Raw genomic sequence first — 20,347 nt, forward strand, 5'->3', positions numbered from 1 at the left:
AGTGACGGCGAGTTATTTGTTCAAACGTTTCATGCTGGTGATTTACACCCTGCTGGTGGTGTCGCTGCTGGTTTTTGGCATTACGCAATTGTTACCGGCGGATGCCGCCGTCACCCTGCTGGGGCAGAACGCCACGCCGCAAGCGCTGGCCGCCGTGCGTGCGCGTCTCGGGCTAAATGATCCGGCCTGGCTGCAATACTGGCACTGGCTGCGCGGCGTGCTGCACGGTGATTTCGGTGTGTCGATGCGTAACGGTTTGCCGGTGGCACCCACCATTATGGCGGCACTGGGGCGCTCCCTGCTGCTGGCAGTGTGCGCGCTGTTGCTGATGCTGGTTGTCGCGATTCCACTCGGGATCTGGGCGGCGGTCCGGCGCGGGAAACTGGCCGATATGCTGGTCAGCGTGCTGTCGTATGTCGGCATTTCATTTCCGGAATTTGTGACCGCCACACTGTTATTGCTGCTGTTTGCCGATGTCTGGCAAATCCTGCCCGCCACCGGTTATGTACCGCTGACGGAGGACTTCCGGGGAGGCATCAGCCATCTGATCCTGCCGTCGGTGACGGTGGCAATGATACTGGTGGCGCACGTTTCACGCATGGTGCGCTCGGAGATGGTCGATGTGTTGCAGACCGATTATATCCGCGCGGCACATCTCAAAGGGTTGTCGCGCCGCAGGATTTTGTGGCGGCACGCGTTGCGTAACGGCCTGCTGCCGACCATCACCATTGTGGCGCTTGATGTCGGTTATCTGCTCGGCGGTATCGTGGTGGTGGAAGAGATTTTCGCCATTCCGGGGATTGGCCGTGAACTGATCGTCGCTGTTCAGGCGCGGGATTTACCGACCATTCAGGCCGGGGTGCTGATCCTTGCCGCGACCTATTCCATCGTCAATTTCCTGGCCGATCTGGCCTATGTTTTCCTCGATAAACGGATCAGTTATGCGTGATGTGATGAAGCATTTAATCCGTTCGCCGCAGGGCGCTGTCGGGTTATTTATCTTAGTGGTGGCTGCGCTGATGGTGTGCGGCGGGGCGCATATCGCGCCTTATGATCCGGAATCGATTTCGATTCTGGCGCGGTACAAAGCCCCCTCGGCAGAACACTGGTTCGGTACCGATCAGCTCGGACGCGATATTTTCAGCCGCGTGATGGTCGGTGCGCGCGCCACGATAGTGCTGTCACTGCTGGCGACATTAATGTCGATGGTCACTGGCGCGGTGATTGGCACCGCCAGCGCCTATCTGGGCGGCAAAACGGACGAAGCGATTATGCGCACTATGGATGCGGTAATGTCGATCCCGAGCCTGTTGTTCGCGCTGCTGATTGTCAGCACTCTCGGTCAGAGCAGCTTCAATGCTGTACTGGCGATCACTATCGCATTTGTGCCCGGCATGGTGCGCATCGCCCGCAGCGTCTCGCTGGCAGCGCGTCAGCAGGATTACGTCAGCGCGGCGATTGCCCGTGGTGAAGCCACGCACTACATCATTTTGCGTGAAATGCTGCCCAATATTGTCGCGCCAATCATCGTGGAAGCCACTATCCGCGTGGCCTTCGCCATCATGTTATTTGCCACACTGAGTTTCCTCGGCCTCGGCGCACAACCGCCTGAGCCGGAATGGGGACTGATGGTGTCGGAAGCCCGTGCATATTTCTTTAACGCGCCATGGATGATGCTGATCCCGGGGGTGGCGATCGCGCTGGTGGCGATTGGTTTTAACCTGCTGGGCGATGGCCTGCGCGATGCGCTTAACCCGAGGAGCCACTGATGAGCGACGCCGTATTAGCCATAGAAAATTACAGCCTCGACTACCTGCTGCCTCAGTCAGAGCCGTTGCAGGTTTTGCAGGACATTTCACTCAGTGTGCAGCGCGGTGAAGTGGTCGGGCTGGTCGGGGAATCCGGTTCGGGTAAAACCACGCTGGGCTGGTCGGTTATGCGCTACATGGCTGCCAATGCGCGGGAACGCAGCGGGCGCATTCTGCTGGCGGGTGAGGATTTATGCCAGATGTCTGCGCCACAACTTGAAAACCTGCGCGGCGGCAAGCTGGGCATGATTTTTCAGGATCCGGGAGCTTCGCTGAATCCGACACTGACCCTCGGCGAACAGATCACCGAAGTGCTGATCCGCCATCGCGGGCTGGATGCCAGGCAGGCGCTGGAGCTGGGCATTCAGTTGCTCAGCCACGTCGAGCTGAAAAATCCGGCGGCAATGATGAAGCGTTATCCGCATCAGGTGTCCGGTGGTGAAAAACAACGTGTACTGATCGCCACGGCCTTTGCCTGCGAGCCGCAATGTCTGATTTTCGATGAACCGACCACGGCACTTGATGTCATCAGTTCGGCACAAATTCTGGCGTTGTTCGCCCGTCTGCGTGAGGAAACCGGCGTTGCCTCGCTGTACATCTCGCACGATCTGGCGCTGGTGTCAGCGGTGGCAGACCGCGTCTGTGTGCTGGAAAAAGGTCACATTGTTGAACAGGCCACCGCGCGCACGCTGTTCCTTTCGCCACAACATGCTTACACACAAAAGCTGGTAGCCGCAGTGCCGGATCCCGCGCATCGTCTGACAGATGCCACTCCGGTGTCAGCGCAGCCGCTGCTTAGCCTGCAAAACATCAATATTGATTATGGTCGTCACGGTTTGCTGGATCGACTTCTGCGCCGTGAAAACGGTAAAACCCGTGCTGCGTCGGATGTCAGCCTGACAGTGCATCGCGGGGAAATCGTCGGCGTGGTGGGGGAGTCCGGCTCCGGTAAATCGTCGCTGGCAAAAGCACTGACCGGTCTGGTGCCGTTCAGCGGCAAAGTGGATTTTAACGGTTACAACCTGTCTGGCCGCGCCGAAATGGATAAAGACTATCGCCGCCGTGTGCAGATGATTTTCCAGCATCCTGACGCCTCACTCAATCCGCGTCAGCGTATCGGTGAGATCATCGCCCGTCCGTTGCGGCTGTACGGTTTGCCAGAGGGTGAAAACGAAGCGCAGGCGGTAGCGCGCTTGCTGGAGGATGTCCGGTTGCCTGCCAGTTTCGCCCGGCGTTTTCCGCATGAACTTTCCGGTGGACAGAAGCAGCGCGTGGCGATTGCCCGTGCGTTTGCGCATCCGCCTGAACTGGTGATTTGCGATGAAATCACTGCCGCACTCGATGTCTCGGTGCAGGCGACGGTGATTGAGTTATTGCTGGAACTGCGCCGTCGCTACGGCACCGCTTATCTGTTTATTACCCACGATCTGAACCTGGTCCGCCAGATTGCACACCGCGTGGCGGTGATGTATCGCGGGGATTTGCTGGAAGTGCTGCCGGGCGAGGCTATGGCGCAACATGCCAGTCACGATTATACGAAGGCATTGCTGGCAGCGGTGCATACGCCTGAAAAGGCCATCACAGAACATCTTTGATACTGAAAGGGTTACACATGAATTCTCAACAATTACTGGCCGCAGTTGATGATGACTATTGCCTGAATTTTCTGGCGCGTATGGTGCAGCACAAAAGTTACAGCCAGACAGACGGCGAGCGCAAACTGGCAGAATATATGGCCAGCCAGATGCAGATGCTCGGGCTGGAAACGCAACTGCAACCGGTGCCGGGCGAGCGTCTGAACGCTATCGGCACGCTTCGCGGAGAGGGCGGCGGCCACAGTTTGCTGTTCAACGGTCATCTCGATACCAACCCGGTGACCGAAGGCTGGACGGTCGATCCGTGGGAAGGAAAAATCGATGATGAATTCATTTACGGCATCGGTGTTTCCAACATGAAAGCAGGTGACGCGGCCTATTTCTGTGCGCTGAAAACGCTGATCGACAACGGTGTGAAACTTAAAGGCGACGTTATCCTGACGTATGTGGTCGGTGAATTGCAGGGCGGGATCGGCACCATTGCGGCCATCGAACAGGGCATCAAAGCCGATTATTTTATCAACTCAGAACCGACCGATGTGCAGGCGATGACCATGCATGCCGGGTCGCTGATGTTCACCATCGAACTGACCGGCGATACGCGCCATCTTTCGAAGCGCGAAGAAGCGGTCGATGCGATTCAGGCGGCCATCAGGTTAATCCCGCAAATCAATAACATCACTTTTACCGGCGCGGAAACGGACGATCACCGCAAAATTAACCGTGGCCATATCGGCACCATCCACGGCGCGCTGGGACGTGATTTAGAGGAATGGCGTCCGCCACAGGTCGCTGACTTCGTGCGCCTCAGCGGATCTGCGCGTTTTGCGCCGGGGCAAACGGTTGATACCGTGCTGGCCGATTTACAGGCGCTGCTCGATGACCTGTGCAGCGAATTTCCCGGCTTGCAGGCAGAACTGTTTGATGACGGTAAACGCCATCGCCCGACCATGCTGCCGTTCGAAGTATCGCCGGAATCGCCCATCGTTAAAGCGGTGAACCGTGCCTATCAGACGGTACGCGGTGAACAACAGCCCACCGGCGTTATTACGCCACCGGCTTTTTATGGCACTGATGCCGCGCATTTCTACCAGATGCTGGGCATGGAAGGCGTGGTCTGCGGGCCGGGTGGCAAGTTCAACACCATGCCGGACGAGCGTGTTCACATTAAAGATTTCCTCGATACCGTGCGGGTTTACCTGCTGGCAATCCTCGAAATCTGTCAGCCGGTTGAAGCCTGATTGAAGAGGGGCAACAGATGTCGATGGCTGTGAATCTGGCGGCATTGAGCCGCCTGCGTGACGCCATGCGCATGGCGGATGCCGACGTTATGCTGGTCGACAGCGGTGAACTGCTGGCGTGGCTGACCGGTTTTACCGTATCGGAAACGATGTACCGCGCCTGTCTGGTGCCGCTGAGCGGCGAGCCGTGGATGGTGCTGCGCAAGCTTGATGAAGCGCCGTGTCGTCAGTTGAGCTGGCTGCGTGACATTGTCACTTATGATGACGCTGAGAACCCCTGGAAGTGTGTGGCGCAAAGCCTGATTTCACGCGGTTATCGCGACTGCCGTCTTGGCGCAGACACCCGTTCTTACGGCATGACGGCAGATACCTGGCAGCAGCTTTCCGAACATTTACCCGAAGCCGTCTGGCGGCCTGTGCCGGGTGTCAGCGACAGTCTGCGGCAGGTGAAATTTCCTTATGAGCTGGACATCCTTCAGCAGGCGGCGCATATCGCGGATACCGCGTTTCTGACGCTGAAAGAGCAGGTGAACGCGGGCTGGCGTGTGCGGGACGTTGCCGCGCTGGCGGCACAGATTTTTCTTTCTGAAGGTGCTGATACCGGTGAAACCGGTCCGGTTGTCCGTTCCGCCGGAGACAGCGGTTTTCTGCATGCGCAGACGCATGAGGATATTATCCAGAACGGCGACATTCTGCATGTGGAACTGATCCCCAAGGTAAAACACTACAGCGCCCGCCTGATGCGCCCGTTTATCCCCGGCGGAATCAGTCCGGAGCAACACCACATCGCCCGCCAGCTTATCGCCCTGCAGGATGCGCAGATCGCCGCCATGAAACCGGGCGCGAAAGCCCGTGACGTCGATGCGATTTTACGCAACGCCGTGCTCGCCGCCGGGTTACGCGCTGATTACGGTAACGTCACCGGTTACGCGCTCGGGCTTTACACCCGTACGCCACGCCCGAGTGATTTTTCGCATTGCTTTACGCCAGCAGCAGACTGGAGGCTGGAGGAAAACATGGTGTTCCATATGTACACTTCGGCAGCCGGACTGGCGTTCAGCGAGACAGTCGTGGTGAGGCCGGAAGGCGGAATGAGGATGAGTCGTTTACCGAGGGAGGTGATTTTGATTTAAAAAGGGAGGGGGCGACCTAATTGCAAATTCAAATTCAAAACCTTGGGTTGCCACCCAAACTGGCCCAGAGGACGCGTAAGCGCGCGCCCTCTGGACTCCCGCGCTTTTTCACTACGCGCTGTCGCTAGACACTATGTTTCAGTTACCACGGAGACCGGCTGGAAATCTTGCCGCTTCGCGGTGCCTTCTCTCGGTCCTGGAGCCTTTGGTCTCCAGGCCGCTCCGTTCAGCAAGATTTCTGAATCGCCCGCACGATCTTAAATTCAAAGGCAGGAGTTTTTAGATTTCAACATCAGTCAGGTTGTGAATTAAGAGCCTGAGGCCGGTTCCAAAATACCGCCGGACGAGAGGTGGAAAACCGCGCATCTTTTTGCGCGGGTTGTAACCCGATGGGAGGGAACCGCGCAGCGGCGGGATTTTGCGGCTATCACTGCGGCTTATGGAACATAGTCAGCGAGCGGAGCGCGCAGTGAAAGAGCCGGGGGGGGCTTGGGGGGCGGCGGCGATAAGCCGCCCCCCAAGTCGGTGTGGGCCGACGCCCACGACCTTGACCTGAAGGCCAGTTTGCACAGCATGCGCAAAAAACTAATTAATTTTTGCCCCAAGCCTCTCCACTCTTTCTACCGCACCCCTGACATCTTCAAAGGTAATATCCATTGGCATGTTCGCCATATCCGGCGTGCTCAGACTGCGGTCAATAATCACGGCCAGATCCTGCTCCGTCAGCCCTGTCGCGATATGCGCTAACTGTGTTGGTATGGCACTGTCGCGGGCCAGGGCGATGGCGGTCAGCAACTCATCGTCGCTGCGGTTTTCCAGTGCCAGCAGGCACAGGTTGCTGTAACCGACCAGTAAACCATGAGGGATATGTCGGGTTTTCGGGCAGGCGGTGAAACCTTCGTATAACGCATGGGAAGCGCCGGTGTGTGCGCCGTTGCTCATGACTGAGGTCAGTCCGGCGTAGAGGAAAATGGCATCGAGCACCTGTTCGAGGGCGTTGTTGGCTTTGCCGTCATGCACCGCAAAACAGGCGTCGGCGGCGAAATGTTCGATCAGGGTGTAACACAATTCACTGTTGGTTCTGGCGACACCTGCCAGGCCGGTAAGCTGATTCAGGTCGCTGATGGCACGATATTCATACCATTTTGCCAGCGTATCGCCGATGCCCGCTGAGAGCCATTGCAGCGGGGCGGTGGCCAGTAAATCAGCGTCGATCACCACCGCAGCGGGGCCACAGGGTAACGGCATCATGTCACGGAATTCACCATCCTGATGATAACGGAACGCCAGCGAGGTCACCGCCGAACAGGTGCCCGCAATGCCCGGCAGTGTCACCACCGGAATATTGCACGCCACGCCTGCCGCTTTGGCGGTATCCAGCGCTTTTCCGCCACCGGTGGCGATAATCACTTCCACCCCTTGCGTGCGGAACACGTCTGCCAGCCGGTTGATTTCCTCCTGACAACACACGCCGTTGAAGATTTCACTGCCAAGATAGCTGACCATCTGCTGCTCGAGCTGATCCGCGTCTTTCTCCTCGACGCTGGCAATGGCGCGTTTACCGCCCACTAACATTGCCCGCTGGCCTAAGCGTCCGCACATCGCGCCCAGATGCTTAATGGCGCCGCGCCCGCGCAGTACGCTGGCAGGAAATACCAAACGATGGGTGAACATGCATGCCCTCATAAACTCAGGTGTTTTATGAAGTATAGAAGGCGCGCAGCAGAGCGTAAGAATATCAGCGGCGGCGCTGACGCACGACGTCGTGGGTTTTGCGCAAGGCGTCGCGCGCACCCGGCAGACGCTGCGCGACACCGATAAACAGACAGTCGATGATCAACAACTGGCTGGTCCGGCTGGCCATCGCCGCGGCACGAAAACCCATTTCGCGGCTGCTGGTTCGTAACACGATATCGGCCTTGCGGGCGAGGGCGGCACGGCCATTGGCGGTGATCGCCAGCGTTGTTGCCCCCGCGGCTTTAGCCTGTGTAAGCGCTTCAATGACATCTGCCGTCTGGCCGGAGTGGGAAATCGCCAGCGCTGCATCTGCATTCGTTAACTGACAGGCGCTCACCAGACTTTCGTCTGTGCTGCCAAAAGTCTGGGCGACAACGCCGATGCGCCGCAGTTTCTGGCAGAAGTCCTGAGCAACCAGCGCTGAGGCACCGGTGCCGTAAATATCAATCCGGCGTGCCTGTGAAAGGATGCTGACCGCCTGTTCCAGCGTTGCTGCGCTGAGGAGCTGCGTGGTCTCGGTCGCGCCTTTGACCTCGAATTCCAGCAGCTTTTGCAGGATCTGCTTGGGCGAATCATTGTCGCCGATATCCGCCGCCAGGGGCATCTCGATGGGCATCGGACTGGAGGTTTCTGCGGCCAACGCCAGCCGCAGCGCCGGATAGCCGGTAAACCCCAGCCGTTTGCTGGTGCGTACCACCGTGGCGGTGCTGGTTTCAGCGTATTTTGCCAGTTCCGTCACGCCCATTTTCGCCACACCCAGCGGATTGAGCCTGATAATGGTGATGATGCGTTTTTCCGCCGGAGAAAAACTGCCCTGTAATGCGTTCAGACGTGACTGCAGGTCACTGCCATTCATGCTTATTCCTCCAGTTCACGTAAATGATCGTCTTTTCTTAACGTCATCAGCGCAAACAGGCTGACCACGCAGGTGGCGACCACGTAATACGCCGGAATATCCAGATTGCCGGTCTCTTTAATCAGACCGGTTATGATCAAACCGGCACAGCCGGAGAACACGGCGTTCGACAATGAATAGGATAATCCCAGACCGGTATAACGCACGTGGGTCGGGAACATTTCCGCCAGCATCGCCGGGCCGGGACCGGCAATCATGCCAATTGTTGCCCCGGCAATCAGCACTGCAATGCCTTTCACCAGCAGACTGCTTTCAGGGTTTTGCAGCAAATGCAGCAACGGAAAACTCAGCACGATGACGGCAAATACGGCAATCATCATGACCTTTTTACGGCCGATTTTATCGCTCAGCCAGCCGGAAGGCAGAATAGCCAGCGCGAAACCGACGTTCGCCAGCACGGTGGCCACCAGTGCCTGTAAAAACGTGGCGTGCAGGGAGGTTTGCAGATAAGACGGCATCACCACCAGGAAGGTATAACCGCCCGCCGACCAGCCCATCATGCGGCCAATCCCCAGCGCAATAGCTTTGGCAGTGGCGACAGCAGAGGCTTTTTCAGCGGCTGTTTTTTGCGCTTTCGGTTCGGCCTTTTTACTGGCAACAAAGTTGGGTGTTTCATCGAGTTTCAGGCGCAGATACAACGCCACCAGCCCCATCGGCAGCGCCAGCAGGAACGGAATACGCCATCCCCAGTCTTTCATTTGTGCTTCGGGAAGGGTCTGAACCAGCAACGCGACCAGCGCCACGCCGGTCAGCAAACCCAGCGAAACGGTAAACGACTGCCACGCGCCGTAAATACCGCGTTTGCCTTTCGGTGCGAATTCGGTCATCAGGGAGACCGCGCCACCGAATTCACCACCCGCAAACAAGCCCTGGAACATGCGCATCAGTGTCAGTAACAGCGGCGCGGCTACACCAATCTGCGCATACGTCGGCAGTAAACCAATGATCGCTGTGGCGAGTGTCATCAGCAGAACGACGGCGATCAGTGTCGGCTTGCGGCCAATGCGGTCGCCGATGCGACCAAAAATGATCGCACCAATGGGACGACAGAAAAACGCCAGCGCGAACGACGCATACGTCAGAAGTAACCCGGTCAGGCCGGTCTGGCCTTCCAGCGTGAAAAAGTTACCGGCGATCAGCGTCGCCAGATAACCGTAAACGCCGAATTCATACCATTCAATAAAATTACCGACCGAACCGGCGACGAGCGCGCGGCGTGACTGGCTGGCGGTAGCAGGGGAAATCTGTCCGGTGCGGGTCATCATTAACCTCTTCAGGAAAAGAACATTGTTATAAGAATAGGATGTAAATAATTTTCTAAATTCTGGTGATTATTATGTCAATAATTTTCATGTATTGAACAAAATTAAAGCGGGAAGTGTGGGGTCAGGCAGGTTTTTTGGCATAAAAAAGGCTGCGCCTCGAAAGGAGCAGCCTGTTTAAAAGCGGGGCAGTTACAGCGTGTGGATGTCGATACCGTCGCCGATATTGCTTTTCTGGTAGTAAGCCCGCGGGACTTCTACCTGATACTGTTTGTCAGCGTAAGCGACTTCCAGAATAAAACGTTCGTTTTCGTAAGATTCCACCGGAATAAACCCGAAGAATCCTTCCGTGACGCTGATCGTCCGGGAAGACGGAATAGCGTAACGATGAACAATCCTTGCTCTGAGCGGTTCTTGCTTGCCAGTTAACGTATTCCATACGCGGTTAACGGGTTGCGCCAGAGAATCAATCACCTCTGAGGCCAGCGAGTTAAGAGCGGAGGGCCAGCTCTTCGGTGTTTTCATAGTCATGATAAATACCTCGTTGGTCTATATAACCCAATTCTTATAATTATCCGCGGCTAAGATCCAATCATTTTTTACGCTAAGTTTATTCAGGTTTTGTAAGTGTTTGATTTATCCGGCGACGGTTTTGCGTCTTTTGCCGGATTTACGTTCTGCTAGCAATAACGGGCAGGAAGGGCACATGGCGTGATCGGCCAGATCGTAGCGCAGACAGCATTGCTTGCGGTATTGCGGACTGTCGGGGTCTGAGGGATCTTCCGCGCGCAGCGGCTGAAATAACGGGTTTTTGCCGCCATAACGCAGCTCGCGCGATTCCATCAGCCGCATACCGTCCGAGATATCGGCATTGACCAGCTCTGCCTGTTTGACGCCCCAGCCGACGCGGATTGCCGCGTTGCTCCAGTAAATGCCCGGCTTTAAACCGGAGAATTCTGCCAGCGCTTCGCAAACCGGACGCAATTGCTGTTCGATCATCACATCGAAACGCGCCATTGGTTCAGCGGATGTCAGCGCTCCGCCTTCGCCGTCGAGATAAATTTGCGCAGGTAAGCCTTCTTCCTGCATGCACAGATAGACATTTTCAGCGGCGATAGGCAGTTGCCAGCCGTGACGCAGAGAGACGATCACCCAGCTCGGCAGCAGGGTGGCGAAATACCATTGTGACCACATCGAGATCCGCGCACGGCGTGTGTCGCACTTTGCGGCATCGGCGGCATTGGCATCCAGATAGCGTTTGAGCACGCTGGCGCAACCTTCGGCAGTGGTCAGCAGTGACATCGGCACCGCATTGGTCACCAGCGGTGTCATCGGTTTGAAAGTCTCTGCAACCCAGCTGACCGGCGTTTCGCGGAAACTGTCGAGGAGTGTTTGCATCATCAGGTTATGAAAGTCATTCGGCTTGGTAAATCATGGGAATAGAGTAACGAATATTAAAGCGGAATAGTAATGATTTCGATTTAGATTGAGGGTTTTTGCCTCCCGCAGTGAAGGGGAGGCGCAGAGGAAACGTTAGCCGACGACACTGACGCCCGCTTGTTTCAAAATATCACGCACAATCTTTTGTTTGTCATTGCTCAGCGGCAGCGCCGGTTTGAGTGAATACACCGGCATTTCACTGATGACTTGTGAAATGGCGTATTTGATGACGTTGTAGATCGGCGTATCCAGCGTGTACAGCGGAGGCAGGAAGGATAACCGTTGTTGCAGTTCTACTGCAGTGGCGAAATCTTTCTCTTTAAAGGCGCGATAAATTCCGCAGGTGAGTTGCGGGGCGAAGTTGGCGCTGGCGGGGATCGCGCCGTCGCCGCCGAGGATCAGCGTGCCGAACAGATATTCGTCATAACCGGAGAACACGGCGAAATCAGGGCGCTCAGGTTTCACGGCCTGTATCGTTTCGCGAATGTGATTGAGGCTGTCCACGGTATCTTTCAGGCCGACAATGTTCGGGCATTCCAGCGCCAGACGTTTGATCAGGCTGACGGGCAACGGCTGACCCGTCAGTCCCGGATAGTTGTACATGATCACCGGCAAACCCGCGCCTTCAGCAATCGTGCGGTAATGCAGATACAGCGCTTCTTCAGTTATCGGGTTGTAATAAGGATTCACCACCACCACGCCGTCCGCTCCGATACTTTTAGCGTGTTGCGCGAAGGCCAGCGTTTCTGCCGTACCCGGATGCGCTGCGCCGATCAAAACGGGCACGCGCCCGGCAACATGCCTGGTGCAAAACTCAGCCACTTCATGACGCAGCGCCTGAGACATATGCGCGAATTCCCCTGCACTGCCGAGGAAAAACAGGCCGTTCACGCCGCCTTCAATCGTAAAATCAATCAGACGCGCCATCCCCTGACGGTCAAGCTGCTCATTCTCATTCAGGATCGTTGCGACAGGGGGGATCACGCCATGAAACAGTGGACGGCTCATACATTCGTTCTCCATATGAAAGTGGAAAGTACTCAACACCCCATTTATAGAACGCTGTTTCAAATTTTTATAGCGATGGGATCGAATTACATGGATTTAGCGAAGATTTGGAAGGGAAGTCACAAAGGCGGGGGTAACTCCCTCCCCTGCGAAGGGGAGGGTTGGGGTGGGGTATTAAGGTCAAAAACTGATGTTAAGGTTTGTTTAAACAGGGTGTTAGCCCTTAAAACCCCCTCCCGGCCTCCCCCTTCGCAGGGGGAGGAGCAGGGCAAAACCCGCTCGCGGTGCAGAGTGAAACCCGACCTACATCACCAGTGCCTGACCGTCTTTGCGGGATTCAGTACCCGCCAGATAACCGCCTGCCGGATTGGTGACAATCACCTGCGCGCCACCAAACGAGTGGCCGCCGAGCGGGTCTTCCACGATCAGTTCGTGGCCCATTGCGCGCAGCGCTGCCAGCGTGTTGTGATTGAAGGTGGATTCAATCGCCACCTGACGCCCGCCGTTGATCCGCCAGCGCGGCGCATCGATGGCGGCCTGCGGATTTTGTTTATACAGCATCACGCGCAACGCCAGTTGCAGATGTCCCTGTGCCTGCATCGGACCGCCCATCAGGCCGAACGACATCAGCGGTTTACCTGCGGCGTCCTGGGCAAAGGCCGGAATGATGGTATGCAGCGTGCGTTTGTTTGGCGCGACGCAGTTGGCGTGTGTCGGGTCGAGAGTAAATCCGCAGCCACGGTTTTGCATACTCAGACCGGTGCCAGGCACCACGACGCCGGAACCGAAGCCCATGTAATTCGACTGAATGAAAGAGACCATCATGCCGCTGGAATCTGCCGTCGTCAGATACACGGTGCCGCCCGGACGCGGTGCGCCGTAAGTCACGTCGCTGGCTTTGCTGCGGTCAATGAGTTTTGCCCGCTCTGCCAGATAATCATCGTTCAGGAACAGTTGCGGATCGAAGAACATATGGTCGCTGTCGGTGACGTGCTGGTCCAGATCCGCCAGTGCCAGTTTCATCGCTTCAATACACAAATGCGTGGTTTCCACCGAATCCACCGGCTGGCTGCCGATATTCAGCTTGTCGAGAATGCCCAGTGCAATCAGCGTGGCGATACCCTGACCGTTCGGCGGCAACTCATGAACCGAGCCACCGGCAAACGACTGCTGCAGGGTTTCCACCCAGTCGGCCTGGTGATTCGCCAGGTCATCCAGCGTCATTGCGCCGCCGTGGGCCTGACTGTGCGCCACTATTTTTTCCGCCAGTTCGCCGCGATAAAATGCTTCGCCTTCGGTTCTGGCGATCAGTTCAAGTGAGTCAGCCAGTGCCGGATTACGGAAGATTTCACCGATTTTCGGCGCACGACCTTCGGGTGCAAAACATTCCATGAAGCCCGGCTGGTTATGCAGTTTTTTCACCGCGATTTCCCACAGGCGGCCAATCAGCGGCGATACCGGAAATCCGTTGCGGGCATAATCAATCGCCGGTTGCGCCAGCGTGGTCAGCGGCAGGGTGCCGAAGCGTTTTGCCAGCGCCACCCAGCCGGAGACTGCACCCGGCACGGTGACGGCATCCCAGCCGTAGGTCGGTACGGCATCTAACCCTTTGTCCGCGAAATACTCCGGCGTCCACGCTGCCGGTGAACGGCCTGAAGCGTTGAGTCCGTGGGCTTTTTTGCCGTCCCAGACGATCGCGAATGCGTCACTGCCTGCGCCGTTGCCGCTCGGCTCAAGGACGGTGAGTGCGATGGCAGTGGCGATAGCGGCATCGGCAGCGTTTCCGCCCAGCATCAGCATTTTCATGCCTGCCTGAGCCGCCAGCGGCTGCGAGGCACACACCGCATTGGCACCCATCATGGTCGGACGCAGGGTCGGATAAGCCACATTAAAATCGTAATTCTCAGACATGTATTCTTCCTTAAAAAGCTGCAAACGGTTTATTCAGAACGCGGGTCGAGCGCATCACGCAGCCCGTCACCCAGCAAATTGAAACCCTGTACGGTGAGGAAAATCGCCAGACCGGGGAAAATTGACATCCACGGCGACTGCTCAAGGAAGCTGCGCGCAGTGTTAAGCATCGCGCCCCACGAGGCGTCCGGCGGTTGCTGGCCGAGGCCGAGAAACGACAGGCTGGCTTCGGTGATGATCGCCGAGGCAATCGCCAGCGTCGCCTGCACCAGAATGGGCGACAGCACATTCGGCAGCACATAACGCCAGAGGATCCAGCGGTCGGGCAGACCAATCGCCCGCGCCCCTTCAATGTATTCCTCGTTGCGGATACTCATCACCTGCGCACGCGTCAGGCGGGCGAAAATCGGCATGGCGGAAAGCCCGATGGCGATCATTGCATTACCCAGACTTGGGCCGAGAAAAGCACCCAGCGCAATCGCCAGCACCAGAAACGGACACGACAGCAGCGCTTCGACCACGCGGGAGATAATGCTGTCCATCCAGCCCTGCCAGAAACCGGCGATAAGCCCCAGCGGAACGCCGATCACAATGGCGATAATTACCGACACGCAACCGGCCATCAGCGAGGTACGTGCCCCCCAGAACAGGCGCGATAAAATGTCGCGGCCCAGTTCATCGGTGCCCAGCCAGTGCAGGGCGGAAGGCGCTTTGCGTACCGCCATGAAATCGGCTTTGATCGGATCAAACGGCGAAATCCACGGGGCGAGCAACGCCAGCAAGGCGAAGGTGATGACCAGCACCGCGCCAGTCACTGCGCTTTTATTGCGCAGAAATTTGCTGAGTACGCGGTTTGGCTCGCGGGCAGGGAGTGACGTTGTCACGGAAATCACAGAAACGCTCATCTCAGGCTCTCCGCATGCGTGGGTTGACCAGAACGTACAGCACGTCGGCCAGCAGGTTCATCAGCAGAAAACCGACGGCGACCACCATCACCACGCCCTGAACCACGGCGTAATCGCGGTTAAACACTGAATCGACAATCATTTTGCCAAAGCCCGGAATGGTGAAAACCTGCTCGCTGAGCACCGCGCCGCCCAGCAGTTCGCCGAACAGCAAGGTGGTCAGGGTGATAATCGGCACCAGCGCATTACGCAGCGCGTGTTTCATGATCACTTTTTTCGGCAGCAGCCCTTTGGCGCGGGCGGTACGGATGTAATCCGCCTTGAGAACCGCAATCATCGCCGCACGAGTATGGCGCATCAGCGTGGCAGAAAGGCCGGTACCGAGCACCGCCGCAGGCAGCAGCATGGTTTTCAGGTTTTGCAGCGGATCTTCTGAAAACGGCACGTAACCTGACGCAGGAAGCCAGTGGAGTTTCACGGAGAACAACATAATCAGCAGCACACCCAGCCAGAAATGGGGGATCGAAATCCCCGACAGCGCCAGAAAATTGGTGCCGTTATCTATCCAGGTGCCTTTGTTAACGGCCGCCAGCACGCCCATGGTGATGCCGATAATCAGCGCAACAATCATCGCCAGCAGCGACAGTTCCAGCGTCACCGGCAGTTTGCTGGCGATCAGTTGTAATACCGGTTCCTGCGTGCGCAGCGACGTACCGAAATCGCCGCGCAGCGCGTTGCCGACCCAGTGGAAATACTGGCTGTGGATCGGGTCATTCAGATGATATTGCTCGCGTAACTGCGCAATCACTGCCGGATCCCGCTCCTCGCCCGCCATCGCGGTGATCGGGTCGCCCGGCAGTAATTTCTGCAACGAGAACACCATCAGCGTGACCAGAAACAACGTCGGTATGGCTGAAATCAGCCGTTTCACCACCAGTTCTAACATTGTCTTTCCTCAGGCAATTACTTGTTCAGCGCCAGACCCTGCAGCCGGATCAGCCCGTCGGCGTAAGGTACGAAACCGGTCACTTTTTTACTCATGCCGAAAATGCGCGGTTCGAAGTACAGATACACCAGCGGATCGTCGAGGTTTTCCTGCACCACAATCTGCTTGTAGAGGGCTTTACGCTTCTCCACATCGCTGGTCAGACGCGCTTCCTGCAACCACTGATCGACCTGCGGATTGCTGTATTTGCCGTCGTTCAGGCCGCCTTTGGTATTGAGGAACGAGAAGATATTGCCGTCCGGATCCGGGCGCCCTGACCAGCCGGACATGCTCATTTTGAATTCGCCGCGTTGCTGGCGATCGAGCAGCGTGGCGTATTCGGTCATTTGCAGATTCAGGTTGATGCCCGCTTCGCTGACCATCGCCTGCAATACCTGCGCAACCTGCTGAGAAGTCGGGTTGTTGGCGACCAGGAAATCAATGGTCAGCGGTGTTTTCACCCCGGCGGCGGCCAGCAGCGCTTTGGCTTTTTCGATATCGCGTTTTGGCACCGGAATGTCGGCGTGATAAGGGCTGGCAGGCGAGAAGGCTTGATTCGCCGGCGTGTACTGCCCCTGGAACACCACCTGATTCAAAGCGTCGCGGTCAATCGCCAGCGACAGTGCCTGACGCACACGGGCATCTTTCGCCAGCGGCGTATTGGTATTGGCGGTGCCGTTGGCGATATTGATCGTCAGCCCCATGTAACCGAGGCCGGTGGTACTGGCCAGTTGCAGATTACTGTCGGCTTTCACCGTTGCGGTGTCGCTGGCGGCAATACCTTCGGTGATGTCTAGATCACCCGCACGCAGGTTAGCCAGGCGAACCGACGCATCCGGAATAGGCAGGAACACCACTTTATCGAAGTGATACGCGCCTTTGTTCCAGTAATTTTCAAAACGCTTAAGCACGATGCGGTCCTGCTGAACGCGGCTGACAAACTCGTACGGGCCGGAACAGACCGGATGCGCCGCCACATTGCCTTTGGCCGTCGCTTCCGGCGCCATCATGGTGCCCGCGCGGTCAGTCAGTTGCATCAGCAACGCGGCATCTGCGGTTTTCAGATGGAAAACCACGGTGTACGGCGCGGTGACTTCAACGGATTCAATGGAAGAAAGCTCACTTTTGCGCAAAGAACCCGGCAGCGTCAGGTAACGTTCGATATTGTATTTCACCGACTGCGCATCAAATTTCTCGCCATCATGGAAGGTCACGCCTTCGCGCAGATGGAGGGTCAGCGTTTTGCCGTCGTCGCTGTATACCCAGTCCTTCGCCAGACCCGGCACGATTTTAAGATGCTGATCGACATCCACCAGACGCTCACACATGGCGCTGAACACGAAACGCCCGTAATAGGTGCGCGCCGTGGCCGGATCCAGCATGTCAGGATCGCTGCCAAGGCCGATGCGCAGGGTGCTTTCCGCATGGGCGAGGCCCGCAGACGTCAGCAACATTAAGGCGGGAATGCAGGCAGTTAAGCGGGGTGCAAATCTCATGGTCGGGTTCCCTGGGTTGAGGTTGGAGTGGAAAGTGAAAGCCGGGACTGGCTCGCTTGTTCAAACAGCGCACGCCGTAAGGTAAAAGCGGCGGACGGCGGCGGAACCAGCACCGAGGTGCGGTCCCGTTGCAGTTCGCTCCAGCGGTGGCAGGCCACCATGCGGTTGTCACTGACGGTTTCGAGTGGCGGTTCCACCAGACGACATTCGTCGGTGGCGTACGCGCAGCGGGTATGGAAACGGCAGCCGGTGGGCATATTGGCCGGATTGGGCATATCACCCTGCAACAGGGGCACCGGACGTTTTACACCGGGTGTGAGCAGCGGCGCGGAGGCAATCAGCGCCTGGGTATAAGGATGCAGCGGCTGATCAAAAATGTCATCGGTGCGGGCCAGTTCCACGATTTGCCCGAGGTACATCACCGCCACACGGTCGCTCATATGGCGGATCACCGCCAGACCGTGCGCGACCACAATCATCGTCAGACCAAACTGTTGTTTCAGGCTTTCCAGCAGATTCACCACCTGCGCCTGCACTGACACATCCAGCGCCGACACCGGTTCATCCCCCAGCAGCAGTTTCGGCGAGGACGCCAGTGCGCGGGCGATACCGATGCGCTGGCGCTGACCGCCGGAAAACTCATGCGGATAGCGGTTGCTGAATGCGGCGGGCAGGCCGACCGTGGTCAGCAGTTCGCGCACTTTTTCCTGTCTGTCTGCTTTACCACTGACAATGTTGTGCAGCCACAGCGGTTCGCCGACGATTTCTTCCACGGTCATGCGCGGATTGAGTGAGGCAAACGGATCCTGAAAGATGATTTGCAGGTCGCGGCGCAGCTTTTTCATCTGTTCAGCCGAAAACTGTTTCAGGTTTTCGCCTTCATAAAACACATCACCGTCGGAGGCGCTGAGCAACTGCAATAACAGGCGACCCAGGGTTGACTTCCCTGAGCCGGATTCGCCGACAATCGCCAGCGTTTCGCCATGCCAGACGCGCAAAGACACACGATCTACCGCCTGCACGATTTTCGGTTTGCTGAATAGTGACGATGGCCCTTTAAAGACTTTGCTCAGCGCGGCGGCTTCCAGAATGGGGCGGGGAGTGAGGCTCATGCGCAGGCTCCTTCGGCGGATAACACGAAATAGTTTTCCAGCGGCGCAAAGAAACAGGCGACGTGGTGCGGCGACTGATTCAGGGCGCGCAATGGCGGACGCTCCTGGTGGCAGCGTTCGGTGGCGAACGGGCAGCGTGTCGAGAAGCGGCAGCCCTGCGGCATGTCTTTCGGTAACGGCACGGCACCGGGAATGGTGGACAGCGCGCCCTGACGCGGAGCCAGCGACGGCATCGACCCCATCAGCCCGATGGTGTAAGGATGCTGCGGATTATTGAAAATATCGGTCACCAGACCCTGTTCGACGATCTGCCCGGCGTACATCACTGCCACACTGTCGGCGACTTCCGCCACCACACCCAGGTCGTGGGTGATCAGCAACAATGCGCTGCCGGTTTCCTGCTGAATACGGTTGAGCAGGGCGAGGATTTGCGCCTGAATGGTGACGTCCAGCGCGGTGGTCGGTTCGTCGGCAATCAGCAACTGCGGACGGTTGATCAGCGCCATGGCAATCATCACCCGCTGGCGCATACCGCCGGAAAGCTGGTGCGGATAAGCCTCCATCCGCAATTCAGGAGCGGGGATCTGCACCTTTTTCAGGATTTCCAGCGCCTGTTCGCGGGCCGGTTTTTTGCCGACACCCTGATGACGCATGACCGCTTCGGCAAGCTGATCGCCCAGTGTCAGCGCCGGATTGAGCGACGTCATTGGCTCCTGAAAAATCATCGCCAGTTCCTGACCGCGCAGGTCGGCGTACTGACGCTCAGACAGCCCGAGCAGCGAGGTATCATTGAGCCGGATATCGCCCTGCAACACTTTAGCGCTGGCGGGCAATAACCCCATCAGCGCCAGCGACGTCACGCTTTTGCCGCAACCAGATTCGCCCACCAGCGCCAGCGTTTTTCCGGCTTCCAGTTGTAAGGAAATACCGTCGAGCACGGTCGCGGGAGAACCGGAAAATTGCACCCTCAGGTCGTTAATGTGTAACAGCGGCCTGACGGGTCCGGCGGGGTCAGTCATCAGTAAAATCCTCGTCATCATCATGCAGGGTGGAAAGAAATGCCTGTTGCAGCGCCAGAAGGTGCTCGCGCATGACTTTCGCGGCTTCTTTCGGCTGGCGTGCGGCGATGTGTTCTACGATACGTTCATGGTGATCGTCGTAACGGTTCAGGCGCTCCTGATTGCGTGCCGCGTTGCGCACCGCCAGCCAGCTCGGGTCACGGCGGATGGCGTCGACGGCATCAAACAATCCGAGCAACAACCGGTTACCCGCGGCATCGGCAATAGCGCGGTGAAAGGCGCTGTCCCACAGCTCAATCTGATCCGGATCACCGCGCGACATCGTTTTCACTTTGTCCAGTAAACGGCGCATCAGCTGGATTTGTTCCGGCGTAGCGCGCAGTGCGGCGTATTTCGCCAGCCCCGGTTCGATTTGCAGACGGGCTTCCATCACTTCCTGCAAGTTGGATTGTTTCGGTAACGCCTGCAGGCTCAGCGGCTGGGCAGGACCATTCGGCCCGATAAACGTGCCTTTCCCCTGCTTGCGCCACACGCGACCTTCTTCTTCCAGCACATCCAGCGCCCGGCGGATTTCACGGCGGCCGACATCAAACATTTGCATCAGATCACGCTCCGCAGGCAGTGGCTGCGTCTGATCCGGATGCTGTTGTATCAGCTGGCGTAGCTGTTCCAGCGCTGAATTCGATGTGCCGTTAGAAGGGGGTAGCGCCCCGGAGTGCGTTGTCATATGTCAGTTTCCCGCTGGGAATTAAATCGTTAATCAGTCCTTTGCATTTTCT

At 57.4% G+C, this 20,347-nt stretch carries 18 protein-coding genes; 5 read left to right on the top strand and 13 right to left on the bottom strand.

The window, feature by feature from the left end; genetic code table 11:
• Position 1: 1 nt before the first annotated feature.
• Genes AC1DUO_RS10905 through AC1DUO_RS10925 form a run of 5 tightly spaced genes read left to right on the top strand, consistent with a single transcriptional unit; the run spans position 2 to position 5,777 of the window.
• Entirely contained in the window at positions 2-949 is a 948-nt protein-coding gene (locus AC1DUO_RS10905; RefSeq protein ID WP_013575726.1) for an ABC transporter permease, read from the top strand.
• Complete coding sequence (locus AC1DUO_RS10910; protein ID WP_013575725.1) at positions 942-1,769, top strand: ABC transporter permease; 828 nt, start codon at positions 942-944, stop codon at positions 1,767-1,769. Before AC1DUO_RS10905 ends, AC1DUO_RS10910 begins: the two co-directional genes overlap by 8 nt.
• Entirely contained in the window at positions 1,769-3,403 is a 1,635-nt protein-coding gene (locus tag AC1DUO_RS10915; protein ID WP_015690014.1) for a dipeptide ABC transporter ATP-binding protein, read from the top strand. Before AC1DUO_RS10910 ends, AC1DUO_RS10915 begins: the two co-directional genes overlap by 1 nt.
• A gap of 17 nt (positions 3,404-3,420) precedes the next feature.
• Complete coding sequence (locus AC1DUO_RS10920; RefSeq protein ID WP_013575723.1) at positions 3,421-4,644, top strand: M20 family metallopeptidase; 1,224 nt, start codon at positions 3,421-3,423, stop codon at positions 4,642-4,644.
• A 17-nt stretch (positions 4,645-4,661) separates the two neighbouring features.
• Positions 4,662-5,777, top strand: coding sequence for a M24 family metallopeptidase (locus AC1DUO_RS10925; RefSeq protein WP_015690013.1), 1,116 nt, complete (start codon positions 4,662-4,664; stop codon positions 5,775-5,777).
• Between the two features lie 585 nt (positions 5,778-6,362).
• Here AC1DUO_RS10925 and AC1DUO_RS10930 read toward each other — a convergent pair.
• The 13 genes from AC1DUO_RS10930 to AC1DUO_RS10990 all read right to left on the bottom strand — a co-directional run bounded on the left by AC1DUO_RS10930 (position 6,363) and on the right by AC1DUO_RS10990 (position 20,295).
• Entirely contained in the window at positions 6,363-7,451 is a 1,089-nt protein-coding gene (locus AC1DUO_RS10930; protein ID WP_477987308.1) for an iron-containing alcohol dehydrogenase family protein, read from the bottom strand.
• A 64-nt stretch (positions 7,452-7,515) separates the two neighbouring features.
• Positions 7,516-8,370, bottom strand: a complete 855-nt coding sequence (locus AC1DUO_RS10935; protein ID WP_013575720.1) for a MurR/RpiR family transcriptional regulator — start codon at positions 8,368-8,370, stop codon at positions 7,516-7,518.
• A gap of 2 nt (positions 8,371-8,372) precedes the next feature.
• A complete protein-coding gene (locus AC1DUO_RS10940; RefSeq protein WP_119262241.1) occupies positions 8,373-9,692 on the bottom strand; it encodes an MFS transporter in 1,320 nt (439 codons plus the stop codon).
• A 192-nt stretch (positions 9,693-9,884) separates the two neighbouring features.
• Positions 9,885-10,223: a hypothetical protein gene (locus AC1DUO_RS10945; RefSeq protein ID WP_013575718.1), complete on the bottom strand. Its 339-nt coding sequence runs from the start codon at positions 10,221-10,223 to the stop codon at positions 9,885-9,887.
• Between the two features lie 105 nt (positions 10,224-10,328).
• Complete coding sequence (gene fhuF / locus AC1DUO_RS10950; RefSeq protein WP_015690010.1) at positions 10,329-11,093, bottom strand: siderophore-iron reductase FhuF; 765 nt, start codon at positions 11,091-11,093, stop codon at positions 10,329-10,331.
• 132 nt (positions 11,094-11,225) lie between these two features.
• On the bottom strand, positions 11,226-12,140 hold the full coding sequence (locus AC1DUO_RS10955) for a dihydrodipicolinate synthase family protein (protein WP_013575716.1): 915 nt from the start codon (positions 12,138-12,140) through the stop codon (positions 11,226-11,228).
• Between the two features lie 303 nt (positions 12,141-12,443).
• Entirely contained in the window at positions 12,444-14,051 is a 1,608-nt protein-coding gene (locus AC1DUO_RS10960; protein ID WP_015690009.1) for a gamma-glutamyltransferase family protein, read from the bottom strand.
• A 29-nt stretch (positions 14,052-14,080) separates the two neighbouring features.
• Positions 14,081-14,956 carry an ABC transporter permease gene (locus AC1DUO_RS10965; RefSeq protein ID WP_013575714.1) on the bottom strand — a complete coding sequence of 292 codons (876 nt, stop codon included), beginning with the start codon at positions 14,954-14,956 and terminating at the stop codon, positions 14,081-14,083.
• A gap of 1 nt (position 14,957) precedes the next feature.
• Positions 14,958-15,902 (bottom strand): ABC transporter permease, encoded by a 945-nt coding sequence (locus AC1DUO_RS10970; RefSeq protein WP_119261705.1) that lies wholly within the window; start codon positions 15,900-15,902, stop codon positions 14,958-14,960.
• 17 nt (positions 15,903-15,919) lie between these two features.
• On the bottom strand, positions 15,920-17,437 hold the full coding sequence (locus tag AC1DUO_RS10975; protein ID WP_013575712.1) for an ABC transporter substrate-binding protein: 1,518 nt from the start codon (positions 17,435-17,437) through the stop codon (positions 15,920-15,922).
• Entirely contained in the window at positions 17,434-18,549 is a 1,116-nt protein-coding gene (locus tag AC1DUO_RS10980) for an ABC transporter ATP-binding protein (protein WP_013575711.1), read from the bottom strand. Before AC1DUO_RS10980 ends, AC1DUO_RS10975 begins: the two co-directional genes overlap by 4 nt.
• Entirely contained in the window at positions 18,546-19,568 is a 1,023-nt protein-coding gene (locus AC1DUO_RS10985) for an ABC transporter ATP-binding protein (RefSeq protein WP_013575710.1), read from the bottom strand. Before AC1DUO_RS10985 ends, AC1DUO_RS10980 begins: the two co-directional genes overlap by 4 nt.
• Positions 19,561-20,295: a FadR/GntR family transcriptional regulator gene (locus AC1DUO_RS10990; RefSeq protein WP_013575709.1), complete on the bottom strand. Its 735-nt coding sequence runs from the start codon at positions 20,293-20,295 to the stop codon at positions 19,561-19,563. Before AC1DUO_RS10990 ends, AC1DUO_RS10985 begins: the two co-directional genes overlap by 8 nt.
• Positions 20,296-20,347: the final 52 nt, after the last annotated feature.

It is taken from the genome of Rahnella sp. P4_A8 (genome assembly GCF_056402435.1).

Bases quoted from the DNA above. Each gene is read 5' to 3' on its own strand.
- AC1DUO_RS10990 (WP_013575709.1), bottom strand. From the start codon at position 20,295: ATGACAACGCACTCCGGGGCGCTACCCCCTTCTAACGGCACATCGAAT.
- AC1DUO_RS10930 (WP_477987308.1), bottom strand. From the start codon at position 7,451: ATGTTCACCCATCGTTTGGTATTTCCTGCCAGCGTACTGCGCGGGCGC.
- AC1DUO_RS10985 (WP_013575710.1), bottom strand. From the start codon at position 19,568: ATGACTGACCCCGCCGGACCCGTCAGGCCGCTGTTACACATTAACGAC.
- AC1DUO_RS10955 (WP_013575716.1), bottom strand. From the start codon at position 12,140: ATGAGCCGTCCACTGTTTCATGGCGTGATCCCCCCTGTCGCAACGATC.
- AC1DUO_RS10910 (WP_013575725.1), top strand. From the start codon at position 942: ATGCGTGATGTGATGAAGCATTTAATCCGTTCGCCGCAGGGCGCTGTC.
- AC1DUO_RS10960 (WP_015690009.1), bottom strand. From the start codon at position 14,051: ATGTCTGAGAATTACGATTTTAATGTGGCTTATCCGACCCTGCGTCCG.
- AC1DUO_RS10965 (WP_013575714.1), bottom strand. From the start codon at position 14,956: ATGAGCGTTTCTGTGATTTCCGTGACAACGTCACTCCCTGCCCGCGAG.
- AC1DUO_RS10975 (WP_013575712.1), bottom strand. From the start codon at position 17,437: ATGAGATTTGCACCCCGCTTAACTGCCTGCATTCCCGCCTTAATGTTG.
- AC1DUO_RS10980 (WP_013575711.1), bottom strand. From the start codon at position 18,549: ATGAGCCTCACTCCCCGCCCCATTCTGGAAGCCGCCGCGCTGAGCAAA.
- AC1DUO_RS10925 (WP_015690013.1), top strand. From the start codon at position 4,662: ATGTCGATGGCTGTGAATCTGGCGGCATTGAGCCGCCTGCGTGACGCC.
- fhuF (WP_015690010.1), bottom strand. From the start codon at position 11,093: ATGATGCAAACACTCCTCGACAGTTTCCGCGAAACGCCGGTCAGCTGG.
- AC1DUO_RS10945 (WP_013575718.1), bottom strand. From the start codon at position 10,223: ATGACTATGAAAACACCGAAGAGCTGGCCCTCCGCTCTTAACTCGCTG.
- AC1DUO_RS10920 (WP_013575723.1), top strand. From the start codon at position 3,421: ATGAATTCTCAACAATTACTGGCCGCAGTTGATGATGACTATTGCCTG.
- AC1DUO_RS10915 (WP_015690014.1), top strand. From the start codon at position 1,769: ATGAGCGACGCCGTATTAGCCATAGAAAATTACAGCCTCGACTACCTG.
- AC1DUO_RS10935 (WP_013575720.1), bottom strand. From the start codon at position 8,370: ATGAATGGCAGTGACCTGCAGTCACGTCTGAACGCATTACAGGGCAGT.
- AC1DUO_RS10940 (WP_119262241.1), bottom strand. From the start codon at position 9,692: ATGACCCGCACCGGACAGATTTCCCCTGCTACCGCCAGCCAGTCACGC.
- AC1DUO_RS10970 (WP_119261705.1), bottom strand. From the start codon at position 15,902: ATGTTAGAACTGGTGGTGAAACGGCTGATTTCAGCCATACCGACGTTG.